The 21,862-nt window shown below is 68.8% G+C and carries 25 protein-coding genes and 2 pseudogenes; 15 read left to right on the forward strand and 12 right to left on the reverse strand.

What is annotated here, in order from left to right:
• Position 1: 1 nt before the first annotated feature.
• Positions 2 to 1,351, reverse strand: a complete 1,350-nt coding sequence (locus C1N91_RS13800) for an ABC transporter substrate-binding protein (RefSeq protein WP_137768189.1) — start codon at positions 1,349 to 1,351, stop codon at positions 2 to 4.
• Positions 1,352 to 1,496: 145 nt separating this feature from the next.
• Complete coding sequence (locus tag C1N91_RS13805) at positions 1,497 to 2,558, reverse strand: LacI family DNA-binding transcriptional regulator (RefSeq protein ID WP_137768190.1); 1,062 nt, start codon at positions 2,556 to 2,558, stop codon at positions 1,497 to 1,499.
• Between the two features lie 189 nt (positions 2,559 to 2,747).
• Here C1N91_RS13805 and C1N91_RS13810 point away from each other — a divergent pair, with 189 nt between their 5' ends.
• Positions 2,748 to 2,960, forward strand: a complete 213-nt coding sequence (locus C1N91_RS13810) for a hypothetical protein (RefSeq protein WP_137768191.1) — start codon at positions 2,748 to 2,750, stop codon at positions 2,958 to 2,960.
• 19 nt (positions 2,961 to 2,979) lie between these two features.
• Here C1N91_RS13810 and C1N91_RS13815 read toward each other — a convergent pair whose 3' ends face one another.
• Positions 2,980 to 3,921: a LysR family transcriptional regulator gene (locus C1N91_RS13815; protein WP_137768192.1), complete on the reverse strand. Its 942-nt coding sequence runs from the start codon at positions 3,919 to 3,921 to the stop codon at positions 2,980 to 2,982.
• 119 nt (positions 3,922 to 4,040) lie between these two features.
• Here C1N91_RS13815 and C1N91_RS13820 point away from each other — a divergent pair, with 119 nt between their 5' ends.
• Entirely contained in the window at positions 4,041 to 5,036 is a 996-nt protein-coding gene (locus C1N91_RS13820) for a putative oxygenase MesX (protein ID WP_137768193.1), read from the forward strand.
• A 20-nt stretch (positions 5,037 to 5,056) separates the two neighbouring features.
• Positions 5,057 to 6,106: a methionine synthase gene (locus C1N91_RS13825; protein ID WP_137768194.1), complete on the forward strand. Its 1,050-nt coding sequence runs from the start codon at positions 5,057 to 5,059 to the stop codon at positions 6,104 to 6,106.
• 112 nt (positions 6,107 to 6,218) lie between these two features.
• On the opposite strand, the gene C1N91_RS13830 is transcribed toward C1N91_RS13825, so the two are convergent.
• Positions 6,219 to 6,716, reverse strand: a complete 498-nt coding sequence (locus C1N91_RS13830; protein WP_137768195.1) for a hypothetical protein — start codon at positions 6,714 to 6,716, stop codon at positions 6,219 to 6,221.
• 90 nt (positions 6,717 to 6,806) lie between these two features.
• On the opposite strand from C1N91_RS13830, the gene C1N91_RS13835 reads away from it, so the two are divergent.
• The 8 genes and pseudogenes from C1N91_RS13835 to C1N91_RS13870 all read left to right on the forward strand — a co-directional run.
• A complete protein-coding gene (locus tag C1N91_RS13835; protein ID WP_137768196.1) occupies positions 6,807 to 7,235 on the forward strand; it encodes a hypothetical protein in 429 nt (142 codons plus the stop codon).
• 359 nt (positions 7,236 to 7,594) lie between these two features.
• Positions 7,595 to 7,753: a hypothetical protein gene (locus C1N91_RS13840; protein WP_368074223.1), complete on the forward strand. Its 159-nt coding sequence runs from the start codon at positions 7,595 to 7,597 to the stop codon at positions 7,751 to 7,753.
• Positions 7,754 to 7,885: 132 nt separating this feature from the next.
• Entirely contained in the window at positions 7,886 to 8,413 is a 528-nt protein-coding gene (locus C1N91_RS13845; protein WP_137768197.1) for a hypothetical protein, read from the forward strand.
• Between the two features lie 385 nt (positions 8,414 to 8,798).
• Positions 8,799 to 9,326 carry a histidine phosphatase family protein gene (locus C1N91_RS13850; RefSeq protein ID WP_217496438.1) on the forward strand — a complete coding sequence of 176 codons (528 nt, stop codon included), beginning with the start codon at positions 8,799 to 8,801 and terminating at the stop codon, positions 9,324 to 9,326.
• A gap of 82 nt (positions 9,327 to 9,408) precedes the next feature.
• A complete protein-coding gene (locus C1N91_RS13855) occupies positions 9,409 to 9,735 on the forward strand; it encodes a hypothetical protein (protein ID WP_137768199.1) in 327 nt (108 codons plus the stop codon).
• Between the two features lie 12 nt (positions 9,736 to 9,747).
• Positions 9,748 to 10,098 (forward strand): hypothetical protein, encoded by a 351-nt coding sequence (locus tag C1N91_RS13860; RefSeq protein WP_137768200.1) that lies wholly within the window; start codon positions 9,748 to 9,750, stop codon positions 10,096 to 10,098.
• Between the two features lie 177 nt (positions 10,099 to 10,275).
• Positions 10,276 to 10,590, forward strand: a pseudogene (locus tag C1N91_RS13865) (DUF1345 domain-containing protein); the annotation flags it as partial.
• A 124-nt stretch (positions 10,591 to 10,714) separates the two neighbouring features.
• Positions 10,715 to 10,810 (forward strand): annotated as a pseudogene (locus tag C1N91_RS13870) (SDR family oxidoreductase); the annotation flags it as partial.
• Between the two features lie 31 nt (positions 10,811 to 10,841).
• Here C1N91_RS13870 and C1N91_RS13875 read toward each other — a convergent pair.
• On the reverse strand, positions 10,842 to 12,011 hold the full coding sequence (locus C1N91_RS13875; protein ID WP_137768202.1) for a hypothetical protein: 1,170 nt from the start codon (positions 12,009 to 12,011) through the stop codon (positions 10,842 to 10,844).
• A 79-nt stretch (positions 12,012 to 12,090) separates the two neighbouring features.
• Here C1N91_RS13875 and C1N91_RS13880 point away from each other — a divergent pair, with 79 nt between their 5' ends.
• Positions 12,091 to 12,531, forward strand: a complete 441-nt coding sequence (locus C1N91_RS13880; protein WP_137768203.1) for a hypothetical protein — start codon at positions 12,091 to 12,093, stop codon at positions 12,529 to 12,531.
• Positions 12,532 to 12,715: 184 nt separating this feature from the next.
• Here the strand turns inward: C1N91_RS13880 and C1N91_RS13885 are convergent, their stop codons facing one another.
• Entirely contained in the window at positions 12,716 to 13,093 is a 378-nt protein-coding gene (locus C1N91_RS13885; RefSeq protein ID WP_137768204.1) for a hypothetical protein, read from the reverse strand.
• A gap of 46 nt (positions 13,094 to 13,139) precedes the next feature.
• On the opposite strand from C1N91_RS13885, the gene C1N91_RS13890 reads away from it, so the two are divergent.
• Positions 13,140 to 13,547 (forward strand): hypothetical protein, encoded by a 408-nt coding sequence (locus tag C1N91_RS13890; RefSeq protein WP_137768205.1) that lies wholly within the window; start codon positions 13,140 to 13,142, stop codon positions 13,545 to 13,547.
• A 62-nt stretch (positions 13,548 to 13,609) separates the two neighbouring features.
• On the opposite strand, the gene C1N91_RS13895 is transcribed toward C1N91_RS13890, so the two are convergent.
• From C1N91_RS13895 to nrdH, 5 genes are all read right to left on the reverse strand, one after another.
• Positions 13,610 to 14,434, reverse strand: coding sequence for a hypothetical protein (locus C1N91_RS13895; protein ID WP_137768206.1), 825 nt, complete (start codon positions 14,432 to 14,434; stop codon positions 13,610 to 13,612).
• 318 nt (positions 14,435 to 14,752) lie between these two features.
• Positions 14,753 to 15,754: a class 1b ribonucleoside-diphosphate reductase subunit beta gene (nrdF, locus tag C1N91_RS13900; RefSeq protein WP_058727722.1), complete on the reverse strand. Its 1,002-nt coding sequence runs from the start codon at positions 15,752 to 15,754 to the stop codon at positions 14,753 to 14,755.
• A 97-nt stretch (positions 15,755 to 15,851) separates the two neighbouring features.
• A complete protein-coding gene (gene nrdE, locus C1N91_RS13905) occupies positions 15,852 to 17,957 on the reverse strand; it encodes a class 1b ribonucleoside-diphosphate reductase subunit alpha (RefSeq protein ID WP_137768207.1) in 2,106 nt (701 codons plus the stop codon).
• A gap of 17 nt (positions 17,958 to 17,974) precedes the next feature.
• On the reverse strand, positions 17,975 to 18,391 hold the full coding sequence (nrdI, locus tag C1N91_RS13910) for a class Ib ribonucleoside-diphosphate reductase assembly flavoprotein NrdI (RefSeq protein ID WP_137768208.1): 417 nt from the start codon (positions 18,389 to 18,391) through the stop codon (positions 17,975 to 17,977).
• Between the two features lie 110 nt (positions 18,392 to 18,501).
• Positions 18,502 to 18,735 carry a glutaredoxin-like protein NrdH gene (nrdH, locus tag C1N91_RS13915; protein WP_058727719.1) on the reverse strand — a complete coding sequence of 78 codons (234 nt, stop codon included), beginning with the start codon at positions 18,733 to 18,735 and terminating at the stop codon, positions 18,502 to 18,504.
• Between the two features lie 412 nt (positions 18,736 to 19,147).
• Between nrdH and C1N91_RS13920 the strand changes: the two genes are divergently transcribed.
• Positions 19,148 to 20,353, forward strand: coding sequence for an MFS transporter (locus C1N91_RS13920; RefSeq protein WP_137768209.1), 1,206 nt, complete (start codon positions 19,148 to 19,150; stop codon positions 20,351 to 20,353).
• Between the two features lie 55 nt (positions 20,354 to 20,408).
• Here C1N91_RS13920 and C1N91_RS13925 read toward each other — a convergent pair whose 3' ends face one another.
• A complete protein-coding gene (locus C1N91_RS13925; RefSeq protein WP_137768210.1) occupies positions 20,409 to 20,852 on the reverse strand; it encodes a hypothetical protein in 444 nt (147 codons plus the stop codon).
• A gap of 139 nt (positions 20,853 to 20,991) precedes the next feature.
• Between C1N91_RS13925 and C1N91_RS13930 the strand changes: the two genes are divergently transcribed.
• Positions 20,992 to 21,810, forward strand: a complete 819-nt coding sequence (locus C1N91_RS13930; RefSeq protein ID WP_137768211.1) for an aldo/keto reductase — start codon at positions 20,992 to 20,994, stop codon at positions 21,808 to 21,810.
• Positions 21,811 to 21,862: the final 52 nt, after the last annotated feature.

A 21,862-nucleotide genomic window follows, 5' to 3' on the forward strand; every position in this document is an offset into this window, starting at 1 on the left:
CTCAGGCGCGGGTCTGACCGCGGAAGTCGGCCGCAGCGGCGTCGAGCGCCTGCTTCGGGGAGATCTGGCCCTTGTAGGCCTTGATGAGGTAGCCGCTCAGCACGGTCTGCAGGATCGCGGCGTTCGCGCTCTGGTGCTGCGAGGGCACCTCGTCGACGACCGACTTGTAGACGCCGAACAGCTGCTGCCCGCCGAAGTACGGGTCGCTCAGTGCCGCGAGCCTCGGGTCGTCGTACACGGAGCGGAGCGTCGGCAGGTACCCGAGGTCCTCGTACCGCTTCACCTGCTGGTCGGGGTCGAGGTAGGCGGCGAGCACGAGGTCGATGCCGGCCTGCGTGAGGGGCTTGTCGCGGAGCACCGCGAAGCCGGTCCCGCCGCCGACGCTCGTCGTGCTCCCGCCGCCGGCGAACCGCGGCAGGTTGCGGACCCGCCACTTCCCCGCTTGCTCGGGCACGTTCGGCTTGATGCCGTAGCTCGCGTACCAGGAGGGCATGTCGACGGCCAGGATCGTCCCGCCCTTGAGCCCGGACTGCAGGCTCGGCCCGTACATGTCGGCGACCGTGGCGATCGCTCCGGACTGCACGCCGTCGACCAGGAACTGCAGGGTGCGCTCGGCCTCGGGCGTCTGGATCGCGATGTCGCCGGACTCGTCGTACAGGTCGCCGCCGCGCTGGAGCAGCAGGATCTGGTAGCTCTGCAGCGTGCCGCCGGGGTCGGTGACGGCGACCGCGTGCAGCGAGACGCCCTTGCTCTCGTGCAGCTTCGCACCGACCGACATCGTCTCCTCCCACGTCGCAAGGTCGTCGGGGATCCCGAGCTCGCGGAAGCGGTCGGCGCGGTGGTAGTAGACGCACAGCGGGGTGTCCGAGTCGAGTGCGTACAGCCGCCCGTCCTTCGAGAACGGCGTCAGACGGGCGCTGATCAGGTCGTTCCGCTTCGACGCGACCGAGGACGACAGGTCGCTCAGGAGCTCCTTCGCAATGTCGCCGCGGAGCATGCGGCAGAACGCGCCGATCTCGAGGCCGGCCACGTCCGGCGTCCCCGTCCCCGCGACCGCCTGCGCGATGAGCTTCGTCGGGATGTCCGCCGCCGCGATGGTGGTGATGTCGAGGGCGTAGTCAAAGCGGGACCTCCGGTCGGCGACCGGGAGCGCCTGGGTGAAGAACTTCTCGTAGCCGGGGTCGTGGGTCCAGAAGGACAGGTCGGCCCGGCCCGAGCGGACCGCGGCGGTGGACTGCGGTGAGCAGGCGGCGAGCAGCCCGCTCAGTGCGAAGGCACCGCCGGCGGCTGCACCCCAGCGGAGCAGGTCGCGTCGGCTGGGTGCTCGGTGGCCGCCACGGCCGGGAGGCACGGCCTCCGCCGTTCCGGGAGGTCGCGTTGGTACTGGGGTCACGTGTTGACTCCTGACGTCGTCGTCGGGTGGCCGGTGGGTGGGTGGCGAGCGCGTGTGAGCGCTCACGCACGGGACGGACGCGAGCCGCGCCTCCCGTCCGGGGTCAGTCGGTGGGGCGGAGGTGACGCCGCATCGGAGACGGCGGCGCGCTGGTGGCGCGCGTGATCAGCTGTCCCGGGAGCATCCGGTGCCGCTCGGCGGGCGGGTGGCCGTCGAGGGTGCGGAAGAGGCGGTGCATCGCGAGTCGGGTCGACTCGGCGAAGTCCTGACGGATGGTGGTCAGCGGCGTCGGGAGGAACGCGGCGATCGGCATGTCGTCGAAGCCGACGATGCTGACGTCCTGCGGCACCGAGAGACCAGCCTGCTGGATGGCGTGCATCGCGCCGACCGCCATCTGGTCGTTCGCGACGAAGACCGCGGTGACGTCCGGGCGGGTGAGCAGCGCACGCATCGCGTCGTGGCCGCTCTGCGGCGACCAGTCCCCCTCGACGGGCGCGTGCTCGGCGACCCCGGCGTCCCGCAGGGCGGCGCGCCAGCCCTGCTCCCGGCGGACACTCGAGGTCCAGTTCGCCGGGCCGGCGATGTGCCACACGGTCTCGTGCCCGAGCGCCAGCAGGTGGTCCGTCGCGGCGAACGCGGCCCCGCTCTCGTCGAGCCCGACGGCCAGGGTGTTCTCGCGGTCGGCGACGTCGGGCGGGCCGAGCGTCAGGATCGTGGCACCCGGGGGCATCCGGAGCTGGTCCATCTGGTTCTCCACCGGCTCGGAGAGCACGATCGCCTCGACGCCCTGCTCGACGAGGGAGTCGACCGCGGGCTGGAGCTCGGCTGCGGACGCCGTCACCGTGCGCACGATCGACAGGGCGTAGCCGTTCGAGCGGCAGGCGTGCTCGACGCCGGTCAGCATCGCCGTCGGGCCGTAGAGGTCGGTGCCGATCGTGATGAGGCCGACGCGGCGGGAGCGCTGGGACTTCAGTGACCGTGCGGCGGCGTTCGGGCGGAAGCCGAGCTCGGCGATGGCGGCCTCGACCCTGGTGCGGACGGCGTCGGTGACGTGGGGTTCGCCGTTGACCACGCGGGAGACGGTCTTCTGCGAGACGCCGGCGAGGGCAGCGACGTCGGTCATCGACGCGGGGCGGAGGCGGCGCACGGGGGCGGTGTCACTCATGCGCCAGCTCCTTCGCTGCGTCGGGTCGGCACCCGTCGAGCGGGTGTGGGAGCAAGACAACCACGATCGTGACTACGTAGTCAAGAGGCGCTCTGCCTCCGTGCTCGGGGGCACGGCCGGCCGCGGTACGCTCGGCCGACGGGTGACGAACCGAGGACGGAGACCGATCCGATGCGCACGCTCCACGTGGTGAGCACCGCTCTGTTGGCTGGTGGCTTCGTGCTCCTCGTCGTGGGGTCGCACCAGCTGCTCGAGCCGACGCCGGGCGACTTCGACTTCGGCGCCGCAGGGGCGTTCGTCCTCGGGCAGCTGCTCGGGGCCGCGGGGGTGGTGCTGGGCGCGATCGCGTTGGTCGGCCACGTAGTGCGGCGGCGACGACGGTCGAGCCGAGGGGCGCGCTGACCACGCCGGCCGCGCGGGTTCAGCCCAGCGGCTCGACCCCGTAGCTGACGACGACCGCCCGCAACTCCTCCAGGTACGTCTGCGCCTGCTCGGTCAGGGGCACCGACGAATGCGCGATCCACCCGATCTCGATCTGCTCGTCGACGTCGAGCGGGATGGCGACGATCTCCGGGTCGAGGTCGTCGCTGATGAGCCCGGTCGAGATCGTGTACCCGCCCAGACCGATCATCAGGTTGAAGATCGTCGCCCGGTCCGACACCCGGATCTCCCGCTTGCTCGACATCGTCGACAGGATCTCCTCGGCCAGGTAGAAGGAGTTGTTCGCGCCCTGGTCGAACGTCAGCCGCGGCAGCTCGGCGAGGTCGTCGAGCGTCGCCCGATCCTGGGAGGCCAGCGGGTTCCGCCGGGCGACGAAGACGTGCGGCTGCGCGACGAACAGCGGCGTGAACACCACTCCGGCGTCCCGCATCAGCTTGCCGAGGACCTGTCGGTTGAAGTCGTTGCGGTACAGGATCCCGAGCTCGCTCCGCAGCGTCCGGACGTCCTCGATGATGTCCCACGTGCGGGTCTCGCGGAGTGAGAACTCGTACTGGTCGGCGTCGGCGCCCTCGACCATCCGGACGAAGGCCTCGACCGCGAACGAGTAGTGCTGCGCGGACACCCCGAGCAGCCGACGCGACGCCTGCCGTCCGACGTACCGCTGCTCCAACAGCGAGACCTGTTCGACGACCTGCCGGGCGTACCCGAGGAACTCGACCCCGTCGACGGTGAGCACGACCCCACGCGCCGAGCGGGTGAAGAGGGGCCGGCCGATGCGTGCCTCCAGGTCCTTCATCGCGGCCGACATGGTCGGCTGCGAGACGTAGAGCAGATCCGCCGCCGCGCTGATCGACCCTTCGGAGGCGACCTCGATGAAGTACCGCAGCTGCTGCAGGGTGATGTCGTTCGCGACGCGAGCCATAGGTACAGGCTATGCAACTGCATAGCGTCTCGGTATTACCTGATGACCCGCGCCTCCCGTCATGATCGGAGGACTCTTCCCACAGTGCCCGCGGGCGCTCGACGACCGGACTGCGGACCATGGCGAACGACATCACCTTCAGCATCAGCAGGACGCGCTTCGACGAGGACTACTCCCCCGCCGAGAGCTCCCGCCTGACGACGAACTTCGCGAACCTGGCGCGTGGTGAGCACCGCCAGCAGAACCTCCGGAACGCCCTTGCGCTGATCGACGGCCGCTGCAACGACCTCGCCGGAGACCCGGACGGTGACCGCTGGCGGGTCGAGCTCGACATCGTGTCGGTCACGATGCAGTTCGAGGACGGCGGACGGGTCGAGCGCTTCCCGCTGATCGAGGTCCTCGACGTCACGATCGTCGATCAGCACTCCGGCGAGCGCCACCAGGGCATCGTCGGCAACAACTTCTCGTCGTACCTCCGCGACCACGACTTCGCCGTCCGGCTGCCGTCGGCACCCTCGCTCCCCGCTGACTTCGGGGAATTGCACGGGCAGCTCTTCCAGCACTTCCTGCGGTCCGACGCCTTCCGGGCGCAGTTCGACGCGGAACCCGTCGTCTGCATCAGCGTCTCGACGAGCCAGACCTACCGGCAGACCGGCTTCGTCCACCCCGTCCTCGGCGCGGAGTACGCGCACGAGCACTCCTCGCTCACCGACGACTACTTCGGCCGGATGGGCATGCAGGTCCGGTACTTCATGCCGCTCGGGTCGAAGGCACCCCTCGCCTTCTACTCGCGAGGCGACGTCGTGAACGACTACTCGGACCTCCAGCTGGTCGGCACGATCAGCACGATGGAGACGTTCCAGAAGATCTACCGCCCGGAGATCTACAACGCGGACGCGACCGCGTCGAGCACGTTCCGCCCGACGCTCGAGCACGACGACTGGTCGTCGACCGGCATCGCCTACGACCGCGAGGAGCGCAGCCGTCTCGGCGTGACGCAGGGCCGCTGGACCGAGGAGCACCTCGTCACACCGCACCGCGACTTCCTCGACCGCTGGCTCGCCGAGCAGACTGCCTTCGCCGACCAGGCCGCACCCGCCGCCCTCACCCACTGACCGACTGGACCTCCACGCACATGAGCACGCTCCTCCCCACCTCGATCGTCGGCAGCCTGCCGAAGCCCTCCTGGCTCGCCGAGCCCGAGCGACTCTGGTCGCCGTGGCTGCTCGAGGGTGACGCGCTGGTCGAGGGCAAGCAGGACGCCCTCCGCTCCGCCGTCCACGAGCAGGAGCGCCACGGCATCGACATCGTGAGCGACGGCGAGCAGACCCGCCAGCACTTCGTCACGACCTTCATCGAGCACCTCGACGGCATCGACCAGGAGCGCAAGGAGACCGTGCGCATCCGCGACCGCTACGACGCCGCGGTCCCGACCGTCGTCGGCGCGGTGAGCCGCCCGAGGTCGGTGTTCGTCGAGGACGCGAAGTTCCTCCGTGCCCAGACCGATCGGCCGATCAAGTGGGCGCTCCCTGGCCCGATGACCATGATCGACACCCTGTCCGACCAGCACTACAAGAGCCGCGAGAAGCTGGCGTGGGAGTTCGCCACGATCCTCAACCAGGAGGCCCTCGAGCTGCAGGACGCCGGCGTCGACGTCATCCAGTTCGACGAGCCCGCGTTCACCGTCTTCCACGACGAGGTGCAGGACTGGGGCGTCGCCGCACTCGAGCGCGCTGCCGAGGGCCTGCGCGCCGAGACCGTCGTGCACATCTGCTACGGCTACGGCATCGAGGCGAACAACAGGTGGAAGGAGACCCTCGGCGCCGAGTGGCGGCAGTACGAGCAGTCCTTCCCACTCCTGCAGCAGTCGTCGATCGACATCGTCTCCCTCGAGTGCATCCACTCCCACGTGCCGCTCGAGCTCGTCGAGCTCATCCGCGGCAAGAAGGTCATGCTCGGGGCGATCGACGTCGCAACCGAGCAGGTCGAGACGCCGGAGGAGGTCGCCGAGGTGCTGCGCCGGGCGCTCGAGCACGTCGATGCGGACAAGCTCATCCCGAGCACGAACTGCGGCATGGCGCCGCTGGCGCGCGGGGCGGCCCTGCAGAAGCTCGGCGCGCTGTCCGCCGGAGCGGACATCGTGCGGGCCGAGCTCGCGCACGTCGCGGTGCCGGCAGCGCGGTAGACCCCCGCCACGACGGACGGCTCGCCTCGGCCACGGGGCGCGCCGTCCGTCCGGTGCTCATCTCGGTCCGGCCTGGAGGCGCGGGTCGATCCCGGCGATCAGGTCGCCAAAGTCATTCCTGGCCCTCGAGGCTCATCTTGTCGAAGGCACCCGGGACGCACAGCGAGCTGCCGTCGATCGTGTAGCCGCGAGGATCGGCGCGGAAGTCGGACGACTCCACCGGGCCGCCCCTGCCCCGAACGCCGAGGATCGGGTCCTCGCCGCCGGTCTGGTACCGCTCGGTCGTCACCCCGAGGTCTTTCCAGTGCCGCTCCACCACCGCGACGTCGGCCTTTGGATCAGCGCTTGCAGAGCGGACCTTCGCGTAGACGTACTGCACGCCCCCTTGTCCCAGGCCGACTCCGCACTTCCCGAGCCGAGGGCCCTCACCGATCTCCCAGCCGTCCCCCACCACGTCGGTCGACCCCTCGACGAACGTCACGACGGACTGCTTCGCCTGCTCCGGGCTCTTCCCGATGCCGCCACTGCAGCCGGTGAGGACGGCCACAGCGAACAACACCGCTCCTGCCGACCGCAGGACGGTGACGACCTTCCGCCGAGCGAGTCCCATGCGACAGTCCCCCAGATCGATGTCCCGCGACCACCTTCCCACGATCGTCGCTCTCGTGCAGCGCTCCAGAGCGGGGCGTTGACTGCACCCATGATCACCAAGAACAAGATCCACGAGGTCGAGAACGCGACCGTCAAGGACCGCGACGGCGCTACCGCCGGCAAGGTCGCGCAGGTGTTCCCCTCCGCCGAGGACGGCAGTGCTGCGTTCGTCAGCGTCGCGACAGGGCTCCTCGGCAGTCACACCGCGCTCGTTCCGGTCGAGGACGCCACCTTCGACGGCACCGACCTGCACGTCGGCTACACGAAGAGCGCGATCAAGGCGGCGCCCTCCCCCGCCGCGGCGGGGAACTCCTTGACCGCCACCGAGGCGAACGCCGTCCGCAAGCACTTCGGATTGTCACCTGCGGGCAAGGTGACCGGCGACATGGGCGACCCGCACGAGAACCTCGACCAGGCCGGTACCGGCCCTGCCGGTGCGGACGACACCGAGGGCGCGGGAACGACGCCGCCGGCGTGAGCAGCGCCAGGATGTTGTCCTGAGCGACGACCGAGACATCTTCGCGCCGCAGGTGCGCGGCACCTTCTTCCGCGCGGTGGACCCACGCTTCCGCGCGTTCGCCATCACAGGATCACGAGCCGCAGGCCAGTACTCACGCGCGGATGAGCCCACGCTGTACCTCAGCTCGTCCGTCGAAGGCGTGGAGGCAGCGCTGGTGGCGCACTCGGACACGCGCTCAACGGAGCCGGTGATCGTCGAGGTCGACGTAGTGACTTCTCGGATCTTCGGCCTTCGTGACGCGGCCGCTCGTTCGGCGGCCGGGGTCGACCTCGAGGACGCGACGGGCCCCCTGGCAGCAGGTCGTCGCCGACGGCAGTGTGCCGACCTCGTGGCTCGTTCGAGACCGCCTCGTGGCGCTCGGCGCCGACGGACTGATCGACCCGTCGAGGAAGCGCCCGGGCCTCTGGCACCTCGTGCTGTTCCGTTGGAACACCGCGGACGTGCCCCACGGGAACCTCCGTACGGCGGTCAGCTGAGGCCGTTGACGCGTTCGACGTCACGCTCCTGATTCATGACAGATGTCCGGTATACCACGTTTGATCTTCAGAGCCCGGTCGGGCACGCTGATCAGACCTCGGCGAGGGGCGCCGAGGACGAAAGGCAAGACAGTGACGACCTTCACCAACAAGACCACCATCACGCTCTCCCTCACGCTGACGATCGCGGCAGGGCTGTGCGCGACCATGCTCGCTGCGCCTCCGGCGAACGCTACGGAAAAGAGCACGGTCTCGGGAGCAATCACCCGCACGCAGGAACTCGACATCCAGGCAGCCGACCTCGAGCAAGGCCTCGCCCTGATCGAGCAGATCCCAGATTCCGTCCTTGCCGCAGGGGACGCGGCGACCCACGAGTGGCTCCGCGAGAACCACCCCGAACTACTCTCCGGCAGTCGTGCGGACATCCTCGGCTGCGCCGGAGCCATCGCGTGGCTGATCGCGTCGACTGCGATCCCCGCGGCCAAGATCCTCAAGATCAAGCGACTGATCAACAGCCTCGGCGGCGTCTCCAAGGCAGTGCAGTTGTTCTGGGGAGCAACCTTCAAGTGGGAGAAGATCCAGGCACTCGGAGGTGCCGCGGCTGCACTCGGAGCCGAGCTCCTCGGAATCGCCGCTGTGAAGCAGAAGTGCTTCTCATGACGACGAGGACCCGCGCTCTCGTGACCGTCGCAGGAGTACTTGCGGCACTGGGTGCCTTCGCGATGTTCGGCGTCGCCACAGCTGGAATGCTGGCGCTTGCAACTTTGTGGTTCGCAGCGTCCGGTCCCAGCACCCTCGGCGCCGTCTCCGTCGACCTCCGCGGCGTTGACCTCGATGCGCGCGACGTTCGTCGGTATCGCGAGGACCACCCGGGTGCGACCATCATCGAGGGCGCGTCGGCAGTCGCTCGGCGCTGATGATCTGATGGTTCGGTGGCTCCGGCGGCGGAGTCACCGAACCACCCTTGGCTCCCCGATGCGTGTCCGACCACCAAGGGTGTCGGTACGGTCGAACGATGCTGTGCACGTGGGTGTCCCATCCCGAGGTGACCGTCGAACCGGCCGTCCGCATCCAGGACTGGGGTCTGTCGGCGGTCGGACGTGGCCGTGCGGCTCGCATCGCGGCGCTGCTCCCCCAGCCCCTCCGCGTCGTCAGCAGCAGCGAGCGGAAGGCCCTGGACACCGCGGAGGTCATCGCCGGGCAGTGGAGCACGGCGTACGAGGTCGACGAGGACCTCGGCGAGATGGACCGCAGCGCGACCGGCTACCTCGACCCGAGCGAGTTCGAACCGACCGTCGATGCGTTCTTCGCCGAACCGCATCGGTCGATCCGTGGCTGGGAACGAGCGGTCGATGCCCAGAGCCGCGTCGAGCGCGCGGTCCGACGCATCGCGGCAGAGACCCCCGATCGGAGCGTCGCGTTCATCGCCCACGGCGGGGTCGGCGCCCTCCTGCTGGCGAGCCTCCAAGGCGAGCGCATCAGCCGCGCACTCGATCAACCCGCGATGGGGAGTTCCTTCACCTTCGACCCACAGGACTGGACGGCGCTGTCGTCGTGGGAGCACGTCCGCTGAAGCGAGCGCTCGATGGAGCAGCACGGACCGGACAGTGGTTCGTCCGCTCGGCGACGGTAGCCTGATCTGCAGGGGGAACCAGATGAGCGACGACGTTCGGGAACGATCGACGGCTTGGCAGCTGGGGTGGCTCGCCGTGTCCGGACCAGCCACGATCGTCGTCAGCGTGGCCCTGTACGTCCTGCTGCAGGCCGCTTTCATGGCGTACGTGGCGCTGATGCTGCAGCTATGGGTCCTCGCCGCCGTCGTCTTCGCCATCTGCGCCGTCGTCACCGGCGTCCGTGACCGGAAGCGACAGCGGCGGGATGCCACGAGCGGTGCCGCGATAGGCATCGCCGGTGCCGTCCTGAGCGTCGCCGAACTCGTCGCCTTCGGCTCCCTCGTCGCCCTCCTCACCGGGCAGTACTGACCGAGGACATCCATGGACGACCAGCGCACCATCGCCCAGATGAACAGCCCCCGGAAGGCCTTCCGCATCGTCGCGAGGACCGGCTTCGTCGTCGCACCGGCGATGTTCCTCCTCTCGCTTGCCGAAGCACTGCTCGTCGGAGGGTGGAACTTCCTCCCGATCGTCAGCATGACGGCAGCATGGGCCGTGCTGGTGTCTGCGTCGTCGTTCGCCGCGATGGCAGCCACGAAGCCGGGCGGACACCCCTGGGTGCACCAGCTGTGGGCTGTCCCCGTCGCGATCATCGCGATGGTCCCCGGCGCCGTGATCGCACTCCTGCTGTACGGGTGGCTCGCGTCGGCGGCCCACCACGCGACCACCTGACGGGCGGGCGCCGTCGCGCCCGCGGGATGCGCGCCTCCAGACCCGGAGTGGAGGCGCGGCCGCCGCCCGTCCCACCGCTCGCGTCGTCGCGGGGTCACCCCGGTACATCGGCCGGACTGTGGGACAGACTTCCGTCCCACGTCGACCACGCCTCCTCCCCGGCTCTCGACGGCGGCAGCGATCCTCGCGGTCGTCGGGGTCGTGGGCGCCTGGGCACTCGTCAACACGGTCTACGCCTTCGAGTACGCGCGGATGTACTACCTCGACGACCGGCACCGTTTCGACTTCGACCAGGACGAGGACCCCGCGTCCAGCGACTTCGCGTTCACGGCCTTCTCCATCGGGATGTCCTACAGCGCGAGCAGCATCACGAAGTCTTCGACCCCCTCGCGTCGCGTCGCGATGGGGCACGCGCTGCTGTCCTACTTCTTCGGCACCTTCGTGGTCGCGGTGGCCATCAACCTGGTCACGAGCCTGACCCAGTGCGGGTGAGGCTCCAGGAGCAACCGGGGACGCGCGCCACAGCCGTCGTTCGGTCTGCACGGGGCAACGCGAAGGCGACGATCGCGGAGCTGATCCGAGCGCGGGCGGCCGAGCTCGCTCCGCGCGGCATCCGGAGGAGGTCGCCGTAACGGTGCTCTTCCTCGTGCCCGACCAGAGCTCGGGGATGACCGGCAGCGAGCTCCTCGTCGACGGCGGCAGCATCGTCTGATCCACGCGTCGGCCTGGCTTGGTGTCGACGGTCAGGACGACGACGGATTCGCCACGTCTTCGGTCAGTCCGATGTACTCGACGGCGATTCGCTCGATCGCTCGACGAAACGACGGACCGACCGCGATGTGTCGATGGTCGAGCTCGTCGAGCTCGTCGAGCTCGTCGTCGACCAGTGCGAGCTGTTGTGCCGCCTCAGGCCCTTCGTGGCCGATCTCGCGGTGCACCCAGGACGAGAAGGTGCGGAGCGTCCAGTACCCGAGGAGGAAGCGGTGACACGCGACACGCAGCGCGAGGAGCGGCACCTCGTTACCCGTGAGGCCCACTGGCCGCACACCGGCTTCGACGAGTGCCGCCCGACCGAGGTCGAGGGCGTCGGCAGTGGCGGCCCCGGAGTACAGGGAAGCGAGTGCGACGAGCGACTCACCGTCGTGTCCCGCTGCCAGGAGCTCGGCCGCGAGTGCACTCACCTCGTCGGTCGAGACCATCCCGAACGCGAGGGCTGCACTCGCTTCCCGCAGGCTCGAGATCGTCGGACGGAAGAACCCGCCGGTGCTCGACGCCACGGACCCTCCCCGATCGACCGGCGGTCCGTCGCTCAGAGAGGTCCGCGCGGACGCTGACCGAGGCTCGACCAGTGCGCGAGGGACCCGCGCGAAGCAGACCGTCGCACCCGGGGGCGTCTGCCCGTGGTCGTGCTCGTACGCGCACTCGCTGCACATCGTCAGCGATTCGTCCGGGTCGATCGAGTGTTCGGACCACGGGTGCCCGCACTCCGGACAGGTCGTGGTCCGCAGCCGCTCGACGACGGCCCGGTGGTCGAGGACCACCGGTGCGCCCGTCTCCCAGGACCGCCAGCGCCCCCAGCGACGCACCGCGATCGGTGTCGACCCCACCTCGAGCAGCGCCTGGCTCTGCACCGACGTCGTCACGACGACCCGGGCGGGGACGACGCCGACGAGCGTCACGGTCGTCGGGGTCACCTCGACGCGGTCGAGCACGAGGTCCCCGGTGCCGCCCGCGAGGTCCACGGTGACGTCGACCGCGTCGGGGACCGTGAGCGTGACGGGCAGACGGGCCGTCCCGACGCTCGTGCCGCGTTCGACCACCGACCCGTGCAGGACGACGCACCCGTCGGTCACCCGCACGTCGGAGATGTCGAACGTCGCGTCGTCGAGCATCGCGAGATCACGGAGGGGCACGGCGCGATCCTCCCATCCCGGAGCCGGTCTCAACAGGCCGATGACGCGTACGCCTCCAGCCGGCGGCTACGGTGTGCGCATGGTGTTCCGGCCGCACAAGGAGTCCCCGCCTCCGCTGCCGACGCGCGTCGAAGCGGGTCTCTACCTGCTGCACCTGCCGGATCACCCGGGCGATCTCGCGGGGTACCTGTCCGTCCGCCCCGACCACGCGTACGACGTGGAGGGGCCGTGGTGGAACCAGCGCTGGGTCCGTCCCCGTCTCGTCGGCGAGTGGCACGTCGACTTCTGGGACTTCGACACGCTGCGGGCCTGGCCCGACGGCTCGCTCTCGTACGGCATCAGCGACGGGATGCCGTTCGGAGCCGAGACGTTCGACGAGCTCACGGCGGGGACGTTCCTGCTGCACGGGGTCGTGTTCGCCGTCGAGCGGGTCGACCCGACGGATCGTCCGAACGAGTTCGGCGCGCACTTCCACTTCCTGGACGGAGCGGCTTGGAGGCGCAGCAGGAGCCGCAGGTAGTCGTCTGACCCGCTCACCCGCTCGGAGCCGGGGCACCGGCGGGGGCGACACGACGTGCTCGATCCGGCGGCACGGGACGCGACCTCAGGAACGACGGGAGCCGTCGAACCCGCGGGTTGCGAGCCTCCAGGCCGGTCTGGAGGCGCGGCAGCGGCCCGCCCCGCAGCCAGCGGTGGCGCGGTCCTCACCGCCGGCCGGTCAGCGCTCCCCACGCACGAGCAAACGCGTTCTTCCGACGCTGCCAGCCGTGATCGGCGAGGACCCGCTTCATCGGGTCGGCCACCCATGAGGAACGGAACGTGGCGTAGCCACCACCTTCCGGCCAGTTCTTCGAACTCATCGACGCCTTGTACAGGCCTCCGTCGAGGAGCGTGACGTGCCAGTTCCAGGTCGCGTTGCCGAGGAGGGTGATGCCGCCGTCGCCGGTGGGTTGCCCGGACAGGTTCATCGACCAGGTACCGGTGATGCGGTCGCCCTCTGCGGTGACGACGATGGGGTGCTCCCCCTTCCCGGTCAGGTCGAGGAGCGCTGCGGTGACGACGGCTTTCGGCGTGGGCTGCACGGAGCCCAATCTGCTCGCGCCCACCAGCAGAGCCTAGGATTGACACATGCTCACCAGGGTCGGGAAGCTCGCGATCGCGGCGGCGCTCGGCGTCGGGGCCTCAGTGCTCGCGGGCTGCTCGATCACGCCGGACTCGGTCTGCGCTGACTACGACCAGCCGAACGCCGTCTCGATCCACGTCCCGGAGTCGTCCGGCGAGGTGCACGCCGTCGCACTGTGCTCGGGGGTTGCATGCACCCCAACGTTCGGCGCATCGACGAGGACGCGGAGCGGTGATTCCTGGGTGGCGGAACTCGACGGCACACCCGACGGTCCGGGACGGGTCGCGCTGTTCGACGCAGCCGGGATCCGGCTGCACGAAGAACCCGTCGACCTGCAGTGGACCGACGTCCGCTTCGGAGCCGATCTGCAGTGCCGGTCCGGAGGGCGTGCGGACGTGTGGGTGGAGGGCTGACCCCTGCGACACGGCAGCGCCCGCGAGCAGGGCGCTGGCCGAGCGTGCGGTCAAGGCTCCGGCTAGGGCTTCGCCCCGTTCCCGAACGACCCGTGCAGCGTCGTCTCGGCGAACGCGGTCTCGTCGATCACACCGTGCACCCGCGCGAGCGTGGCGCCGTCCGCCGGGGAGACCCCGATCGTCAGCGAGCCGTAGTCGACGCGCATCGTCTGCGGGATGCTCGCCTCGAGTCCGGTGACGCCCGGCGTGGCGGCGAGCGTGGCCAGTCCGGACGCGACACCGAGGGCGGTCTCGTCAGGGATCCACTGGTCGAAGGTGCCCGAGTAGGTGACGGTGGAGCGGACATGTTCCGGCCCCGCCGGCACCTGCAGCGTGAGGGTGACCCCGGTCCAGGCGATCTGCTCCGCCATCGCGACCGGGACGGCCGCCGCTTCTGACGGGGTTGCGTCCGCGTCCATCATGACCACGAAGGCGCTCGAGAACGAGTGTGACTCGGTCGCGCCGGCCGGCGGTGCGGGACGAGCCGAGGGCGTGGGCATCGGAGGGACCGCGGGGTCGTCCGGAGAGACAGCGCCGATCGGGGGCGGCGCGGCCGGCCCGGCGTCGCGGTTGTTCCACGCGTCGAGCCCAGGGGGTGTGACGTCCGTCCCGTCCAGGGCGGTGTAGCGCTGGTGCAGCTCGATCCGGTTCGTCGCGCTCGCGACACCGGGGCTCGCCCGCACGATGCGGAGCGCGTCGTCGAGCGTGGACGCGACCTGCGGGTCCAGCTGCGGGACCGCCGCCGTATCGGCGGAGGAGGCTGCGCCTCCCGGCCCGGCCGCACACCCGGTGACCGAGACGAGCGTGATCAGGAGGGCCGCGGTGACGACGGCGGTTCGCTGGAGCATCTCCCGACCGTACGGGGCGACGACGTTCCGGTGCATCGACCGTTCGGCACAGTCCCGCGAGGCCATGCCTGACGACCACGCATCGCCTTGATCGACGATCGGCTACCGGGACGGCGTCGATGGGCGCCTCGAAGTACTCAGCGCGACGCTCACCGCCAGTCGCGCTCCGTCGGGCACGAGATGTACCCCGTCGAGGGCGGTGACGGCGACCCAGCTGGGGTCGTACTCGTTGGAGTCCGATGCCCGGTGGAGCCGTCGACGAACGAGAACGCCCCGCGGGCCGGAGCCAGCGGGGCGTTCCCGTGAGTCAGACCAGGATCAGAAGTCCCAGTCCTCGTCCTCCGTCACGACGGCCTTGCCGATGACGTACGACGAGCCCGACCCCGAGAAGAAGTCGTGGTTCTCGTCCGCGTTCGGCGACAGTGCCGACAGGATCGCCGGGTTCACGTCCGTCGTCTCCTTGGGGAACATGGGCTCGTAGCCCAGGTTCATCAGCGCCTTGTTGGCGTTGTAGTGCAGGAACTTCTTGACGTCCTCGGTCAGCCCGACACCGTCGTAGAGGTCCTGCGTGTACTGCACCTCGTTCTCGTAGAGCTCGAACAGGAGCGAGAACGTGTAGTCCTTGATCTCCTGCTTGCGCTCCTCGGAAGCGCCCTCGAGGCCCTTCTGGAACTTGTAGCCGATGTAGTACCCGTGGACGGCTTCGTCGCGGATGATCAGACGGATCAGGTCGGCGGTGTTGGTGAGCTTGGCGCGCGAGGACCAGTACATCGGCAGGTAGAAGCCGGAGTAGAACAGGAACGACTCGAGCAGCGTCGAGGCAACCTTGCGCTTCAGGGGGTCGTCACCCGTGTAGTAGTCGAGGACGATCTGAGCCTTCTTCTGCAGGTTCGGGTTCTCCGTGGACCAGCGGAAGGCGTCGTCGATCTCGGGCGTCGAGGCGAGCGTCGAGAAGATCGACGAGTAGCTCTTCGCGTGCACCGACTCCATGAACGCGATGTTCGTGTAGACGGCCTCTTCGTGCGGGGTGATCGCGTCGGGGATCAGGCTGATCGCGCCGACGGTGCCCTGGATGGTGTCGAGCAGCGTCAGGCCGGTGAACACCCGCATGGTGAGCTGCTGCTCCTCCGGCGTCAGCGTGTTCCACGACTGCACGTCGTTCGACAGCGGCACCTTCTCGGGCAGCCAGAAGTTGTTGACCAGACGGTTCCAGACCTCGACGTCCTTGTCGTCCTGGATGCGGTTCCAGTTGATGGCACTGACCGCGCTGATCAGCGGGATGGACTTGCCCGTGGCGTGGACCGGGTCGGTGAGGGTCATGGCTTTCTTCCGGGTGGTGGTGGTGGACAGGACGATCGATCGGACTGGAGGCGCGGGGCGGGGTTCGCCCCGCGCCTCCAGGAAGCGAGCAGCAGCTCTACAGCATGCAGCTGACGCAGCCCTCGACCTCGGTGCCCTCGAGGGCGAGCTGGCGCAGACGGATGTAGTAGATCGTCTTGATGCCCTTGCGCCATGCGTAGATCTGAGCCTTGTTGATGTCGCGCGTGGTCGCGGTGTCCTTGAAGAACAGCGTGAGCGACAGACCCTGGTCGACGTGCTGCGTGGCCGCGGCGTAGGTGTCGATGATCTTCTCGGCACCGACCTCGTACGCGTCCTGGTAGTAGTCCAGGTTGTCGTTCGTCATGAACGGCGCCGGGTAGTAGACGCGGCCGAGCTTGCCTTCCTTGCGGATCTCGATCTTCGACGCGATCGGGTGGATCGACGACGTCGAGTGGTTGATGTACGAGATAGATCCGGTCGGCGGGACGGCCTGCAGGTTCTGGTTGTAGATGCCGTACTGCTGGATGGACGCCTTCAGCGCCTTCCAGTCGTCCTGCGTCGGGATCGCGATGTTCGCGTCGGCGAACAGCTGCGCGACGCGGGCGGTCGCCGGTACCCAGGCCTGGTCGGTGTACTTGTCGAAGAACTCGCCCGACGCGTACTTCGAGTCACGGAAGCCGTCGAACGTCTCCCCCGTCTCGATCGCGATGGTGTTCGAGGCGCGCAGGGCGTGGAACAGCACCGTGTAGAAGTAGATGTTCGTGAAGTCGATGCCCTCTTCGGAGCCGTAGAAGACGCGCTCACGAGCGAGGTACCCGTGCAGGTTCATCTGGCCGAGACCGATGGCGTGCGACTTGTCGTTGCCGTCCTCGACCGAGCGGACCGACGAGATGTGCGACATCTGCGAGACCGAGGTCAGGCCGCGGATCGCGGTCTCGATGGTCTTGCCGAAGTCCGGCGAGTCCATCGTCAGCGCGATGTTCAGCGAGCCGAGGTTGCAGGAGATGTCCTTGCCGATCTCCTTGTAGGACAGGTCCTCGTTGAAGGTCGTCGGGGTGTTGACCTGCAGGATCTCCGAGCACAGGTTGGACATGTTGATCCGACCCTTGATCGGGTTGGCCTTGTTCACCGTGTCCTCGAACACGATGTACGGGTAGCCCGACTCGAACTGGATCTCGGCGATGGTCGTGAAGAAGTCACGCGCCTTGATCTTCGTCTTCTTGATGCGCGAGTCGTCGACCATCGCGCGGTAGTTCTCGGAGATCGGCACGTCGCCGAAGGGCATCCCGTAGACCTTCTCGACGTCGTACGGCGAGAACAGGTACATGTCCTCGTTGTTCTTCGCGAGCTCGAACGTGATGTCCGGCACGACGACGCCGAGCGACAGCGTCTTGATGCGGATCTTCTCGTCGGCGTTCTCGCGCTTGGTGTCGAGGAACTTCATGATGTCGGGGTGGTGGGCCGACAGGTAGACGGCACCTGCACCCTGACGCGCGCCGAGCTGGTTCGCGTACGAGAAGGAGTCCTCCAGCAGCTTCATCACGGGGATGATGCCCGAGGACTGGTTCTCGATCTGCTTGATCGGGGCGCCGGCCTCGCGGATGTTGGAGAGCAGCAGGGCCACGCCGCCGCCGCGCTTCGAGAGCTGCAGCGAGGAGTTGATGCCGCGCGAGATCGACTCCATGTTGTCCTCGATGCGGAGGAGGAAGCAGGAGACGAGCTCGCCGCGCTGGGCCTTCGCGGTGTTGAGGAACGTCGGGGTCGCGGGCTGGAAGCGGCCGGCGATGATCTCCTCGACGAGGTCGATCGCGAGCTGCTCGTTGCCCTGCGCCAGGCCGAGGGCGGTCATCACGACGCGGTCCTCGAAGCGCTCGAGGTAGCGCTTGCCGTCGAACGTCTTGAGCGTGTAGCTCGTGTAGTACTTGAACGCACCGAGGAACGTCTGGAACCGGAACTTCTTCGAGTACGCCAGGTCGTTGAGCCGCTGGATGAACTCGAGCGAGTACTGCTCGATCGTCGCAGCCTCGTAGTACTCGTTCTCGACCAGGTAGTCGAGCCGCTCCTTGAGGTTGTGGAAGAAGACGGTGTTCTGGTTGACGTGCTGCAGGAAGAACTGCTTCGCGGCCTCACGATCCTTGTCGAACTGGATGTTCCCGTCCGCGTCGTAGAGGTTGAGCATCGCGTTGAGGGAGTGGTAGTCCATCCCCGTCTGCGGCGACGTCAGATCGACGTCTGCAACTGCTGCGTCCAAAATGCATCCAATCCTGAGTTGACCGCCTGCACGTCGTCAGGCGTTCCGAAGAGTTCGAAGCGGTACAAGAGCGGGACGCCGCACTTCTGCGCGATGACGTCCCCGGCGAGCCCGTAGGCCTCGCCGAAGTTCGTGTTCCCCCCGACGATCACGCCGCGGATGAGCGAGCGGTTGCGTTCGTCGTTGAGGAACTTGATGACCTGCTTGGGCACCGCGCCCTGGCCGTTGCCGCCACCGTAGGTGGGCAGCACGAGCACGTACGGCTCGTCCACGTGGAGGAACGGGTCGTTCGGGAAGAGCGGGATGCGGTCCGCGTCACGGCCGAGCTTCTCGATGAAGCGGGCCGTGTAGCCGGACACGCTCGAGAAGTAGACGAGGCGACTCATGTGCGCGCTCCTTGTGAGAGGTGCGGACAGCAGATCGGGAGTGGCCCGACGGAGGCTGTGTGCCTCCGGGCCGGCGGAGGCGCGGGTCCCGGTGACGGGACCCGCGCGGCTCACGCGAGTTCGGCGCTGAGCGTCGCGATCTTGTCGGGACGGAAGCCCGACCAGTGGTCGTCGTCGGTCACGACGACGGGAGCCTGCATGTAGCCGAGCGACTTGACGTGCTCGAGCGCTGCTTCGTCGGCGGAGACGTCGAGCACCTCGTACTGGATGCCCTTGTTGTCGAGCGCGCGGTACGTCGCGGTGCACTGGACGCAGGACGGCTTGGTGTAGACGGTGACGGCCATGATCTCCCCTGGTTCTTGCTGGTGTCGTGCTTGCTGTGGAGTGGTGCTGGTGCCAGGTGTTGCGGGTGGTGCAAGTGGCTCCGCAGACGTGTCCGGGAAGGGGCCGCTGCGATGTCTCCACACTACATCTAGTGGCTGACTGCCGCACCGACCACTAGAGGAAGTGTTACAGCCGTGTAGTTCTCCACAGGGCCCTCCACAGTGTGAACAGTTCGGCGAAGCCCGTGATTCCGCCAGTGTGCGCCCCACCACCGACACTTCCCCACACCCGTGGACAGCCCCGATCCACATGTGTGGAATCGGCGCGTCGGCGTGTCGCGGAACCGTCCACAGGGCACCGCGAGCAGCCACTCCGTCCACAGCACCCCCGGACGGGTGACGGCACGATCCGTCCGGTCGGTACGCTCGATCCGTGAGCGCCTACGGACCCCTGCTGAAGACCCCCGGAGTCGGTCGCGTCATCGCAGCGCAGCTCACCGCACGCTTCCCGTTCGGCATGCTCTCGCTCGCCTACCTGCTGCACGTCGAGCACGTGTTCCACTCGTACGGCGCCGCCGGACTCGTCCTCGCGACGACGAGCATCGGCCAGGCGATCGCCGGACCGCTCACCAGCCGGTGGATGGGCAGCTGGGGCATGCGACCGGTGCTCATCCTGACGAGCGCGGTCGCCCTGACGAGCATGGTCGTGATCGCGTTCGCCACGATGCCGCTCTGGGGCTACGTCGCCGTCGGGTTCCTCGGCGGCCTGGCGGTCCCGCCGGTGCAGCCGGCGGTGCGCACCATCTACCCCAAGATGGTGACCTCGTCGCAGCTCACCCCGCTGTTCTCGCTCGACGCCAGCGCGCAGGAGCTCATCTGGGTCGCCGGCCCGGTCATCACCACGTTCGTCGCGACGCAGGTCGGCACCGTCCAGGCGATCGTCGTCGCCATGGTGTTCCTGGTGGTGGGCGGCGTGTGGTTCATCGCCTCCCCCGAGCTCGGCCGCGTCCGCATCCCCCGCTCGAAGCGCGCGTTCGGCGTCGTCCTGAAGCGCCCGTCGGTGATCGTCGCCACGCTGACCGGCCTGCTGCTCATCGGCGCGTGCTCCGCGGTCGAGGCCAGCGTCACGAGCGTGTTCGGCGAGGGCAGCCCGAACGCCGGCATCGTCCTCGCGGTGTTCGCGATCGGATCACTGGCGGGCGGTCTCGTGCTCGGGCACCGGCCGATCTCGAGGAACACGCTCTGGGCCCGCATGTCGATCGTCTTCGTCGGCCTCGCACTGGCGGTCGGCGGCACCGACTTCTGGTGGCTCTGCCTGGCGCTCGTGATCGCCGGCGCAGGCATCGCACCCGCCCTCGCGGTCATGTTCGGCTCGGTGTCGGCGACGGTGAAGTTCTCCGACACAGCCGAGGCGTACGGCTGGATGGGCACCGGTCAGCTCATCGGTGCCGCCGGTGGTTCGGCCGTCGCCGGGTTCCTCATCGACGCGAACGGCCCGACCGGCGGCATGACCGTCGGTGCGGTGATGGCAGCGGCGGGGGTCGTCCTGCCGCTCGTGACGAAGCGCTGGCTGCCCGACCTGCGAGGCCGCGACGCGAGCCCGCTTCCCGACACCGAGCCGGTGACACTCCCCAGCTGACACGCGAGCGGGGTGGGACCGACCGTCCCCACCCCGCTCACGCGCCGCAGCGGCCTCAGACGCGGACCGCGTACCAGCCGAAGTCGTTCACGCTCGCCGCGGTCGGCACCACGTTCGCGCCGAGCTTGCGTCCGAACTGCAGGGTGTAGTCCTGCACGTCGAAGTCGCCGCGGCTCGGGATGCGGATCTCGAACTCCCCGTTCGCGTCGACGGCAGCGATCGTCCTGTACCCGTTCCCGGCGGCGGCGCGGACGCCGTTGACGAGCGGCAGGCCGGTCAGCTTGCCCGCGACGACGATCTCGTCGCCCTCGACGACGCTCTTGGTGATCGACACACCGCGCCACGACGTCGTCGGCCCGACGGGGGCGATGGACTGCGAGGCAGTGGTGGACGCGTCGGTCGTCGGCGTGACGGCGTTCGCGGGCACGGCCGCGAGCAGCGTGCCACCCAGCGCGAGCGCGATGCCGGCGGCGGTCGCGATCCCGGTCGTCTTCTTCATGGGGTCTCCTTCGTTCCGACCCGGCGTCCGCCGGGCGGCGACCATCGTCTGCCAGCCCCTCTGTGAACATCTGATGTGACATGCGAAGGTTCGGCCTGGAGGCGCGACACACCGCCGCCGCGCTGGGCAGGATGGGTACATGGTCACCTCGATCCCCCTCCGCGACGGCAACGCGATCCCCGCCGTCGGTCTCGGCGTCTACAAGGTCGACGACACGGCGGCCGAGGCCGCCGTCGCCGTCGCCCTCGATGCCGGGTACCGCCACGTCGACACGGCCGAGATGTACGGCAACGAACGCGGCGTCGGGAAGGCGATCCGTGCCTCCCGGCTGGACCGCGACGACGTCTTCGTGACCACGAAGGTGTGGAACGAGCACCAGGGTCGCGATGCGACCCTGCGCGCGTTCGACGCGAGTCTCGAACGGCTCGGGCTCGACGCGGTCGACCTCTACCTGATCCACTGGCCGGCGGCGGCGAACGATCGCTACGTCGAGACGTGGCGGACGCTCGTCGAGCTCCGCGAGCAGGGCCGCGCGCGGAGCGTGGGCGTCTCGAACTTCCAGGTGCCGCACCTGCAGCGGCTGCTCGACGAGACGGGCGAGGTGCCGGCCGTCAACCAGGTCGAGCGACACCCGTGGCTGCCGCAGCGCGAGCTGATCGCGTTCCACGAGCAGCACGACATCGTGACCGAGGCCTGGTCGCCGCTCGGCCGCGGTCGCCTGGTCGACGAGCCGGTGCTCACCCGCATCGCGGCGTCGCACGGCGTGAGCGTCGCCCAGGTGCTCGTGCGGTGGAACGTGCAGCAGGGGGTCGTCGTGCTGCCGAAGTCCGTGACACCCTCGCGCATCCGGTCCAACCTCGACGTGGAGGGCTTCGCGCTGACGGACGACGATCTCGCGGCGATCGCCAGGCTCGAGACCGGCGAACGGACCGGGTCGCACCCCGACCGCGTGTCCTGACGACCGCCCGTACTCGCCGACGATCGCCTACCACATAGAATCAATTCAGGAT

The organism is Curtobacterium sp. SGAir0471 (assembly GCF_005490985.1).
Taxonomy (GTDB): Bacteria; Actinomycetota; Actinomycetes; order Actinomycetales; family Microbacteriaceae; genus Curtobacterium.

What these genes read in the sequence shown, in the direction of transcription:
- C1N91_RS13805 (WP_137768190.1), bottom strand. Translation starts at nt 2,558, where the DNA reads ATGAGTGACACCGCCCCCGTGCGCCGCCTCCGCCCCGCGTCGATGACC.
- C1N91_RS13815 (WP_137768192.1), bottom strand. Translation starts at nt 3,921, where the DNA reads ATGGCTCGCGTCGCGAACGACATCACCCTGCAGCAGCTGCGGTACTTC.
- C1N91_RS13820 (WP_137768193.1), top strand. Translation starts at nt 4,041, where the DNA reads ATGGCGAACGACATCACCTTCAGCATCAGCAGGACGCGCTTCGACGAG.
- C1N91_RS13825 (WP_137768194.1), top strand. Translation starts at nt 5,057, where the DNA reads ATGAGCACGCTCCTCCCCACCTCGATCGTCGGCAGCCTGCCGAAGCCC.
- C1N91_RS13830 (WP_137768195.1), bottom strand. Translation starts at nt 6,716, where the DNA reads ATGGGACTCGCTCGGCGGAAGGTCGTCACCGTCCTGCGGTCGGCAGGA.
- C1N91_RS13835 (WP_137768196.1), top strand. Translation starts at nt 6,807, where the DNA reads ATGATCACCAAGAACAAGATCCACGAGGTCGAGAACGCGACCGTCAAG.
- C1N91_RS13855 (WP_137768199.1), top strand. Translation starts at nt 9,409, where the DNA reads ATGAGCGACGACGTTCGGGAACGATCGACGGCTTGGCAGCTGGGGTGG.
- C1N91_RS13860 (WP_137768200.1), top strand. Translation starts at nt 9,748, where the DNA reads ATGGACGACCAGCGCACCATCGCCCAGATGAACAGCCCCCGGAAGGCC.
- C1N91_RS13880 (WP_137768203.1), top strand. Translation starts at nt 12,091, where the DNA reads ATGGTGTTCCGGCCGCACAAGGAGTCCCCGCCTCCGCTGCCGACGCGC.
- C1N91_RS13890 (WP_137768205.1), top strand. Translation starts at nt 13,140, where the DNA reads ATGCTCACCAGGGTCGGGAAGCTCGCGATCGCGGCGGCGCTCGGCGTC.
- C1N91_RS13895 (WP_137768206.1), bottom strand. Translation starts at nt 14,434, where the DNA reads ATGCTCCAGCGAACCGCCGTCGTCACCGCGGCCCTCCTGATCACGCTC.
- nrdF (WP_058727722.1), bottom strand. Translation starts at nt 15,754, where the DNA reads ATGACCCTCACCGACCCGGTCCACGCCACGGGCAAGTCCATCCCGCTG.
- nrdE (WP_137768207.1), bottom strand. Translation starts at nt 17,957, where the DNA reads ATGGACTACCACTCCCTCAACGCGATGCTCAACCTCTACGACGCGGAC.
- nrdI (WP_137768208.1), bottom strand. Translation starts at nt 18,391, where the DNA reads ATGAGTCGCCTCGTCTACTTCTCGAGCGTGTCCGGCTACACGGCCCGC.
- nrdH (WP_058727719.1), bottom strand. Translation starts at nt 18,735, where the DNA reads ATGGCCGTCACCGTCTACACCAAGCCGTCCTGCGTCCAGTGCACCGCG.
- C1N91_RS13925 (WP_137768210.1), bottom strand. Translation starts at nt 20,852, where the DNA reads ATGAAGAAGACGACCGGGATCGCGACCGCCGCCGGCATCGCGCTCGCG.
- C1N91_RS13930 (WP_137768211.1), top strand. Translation starts at nt 20,992, where the DNA reads ATGGTCACCTCGATCCCCCTCCGCGACGGCAACGCGATCCCCGCCGTC.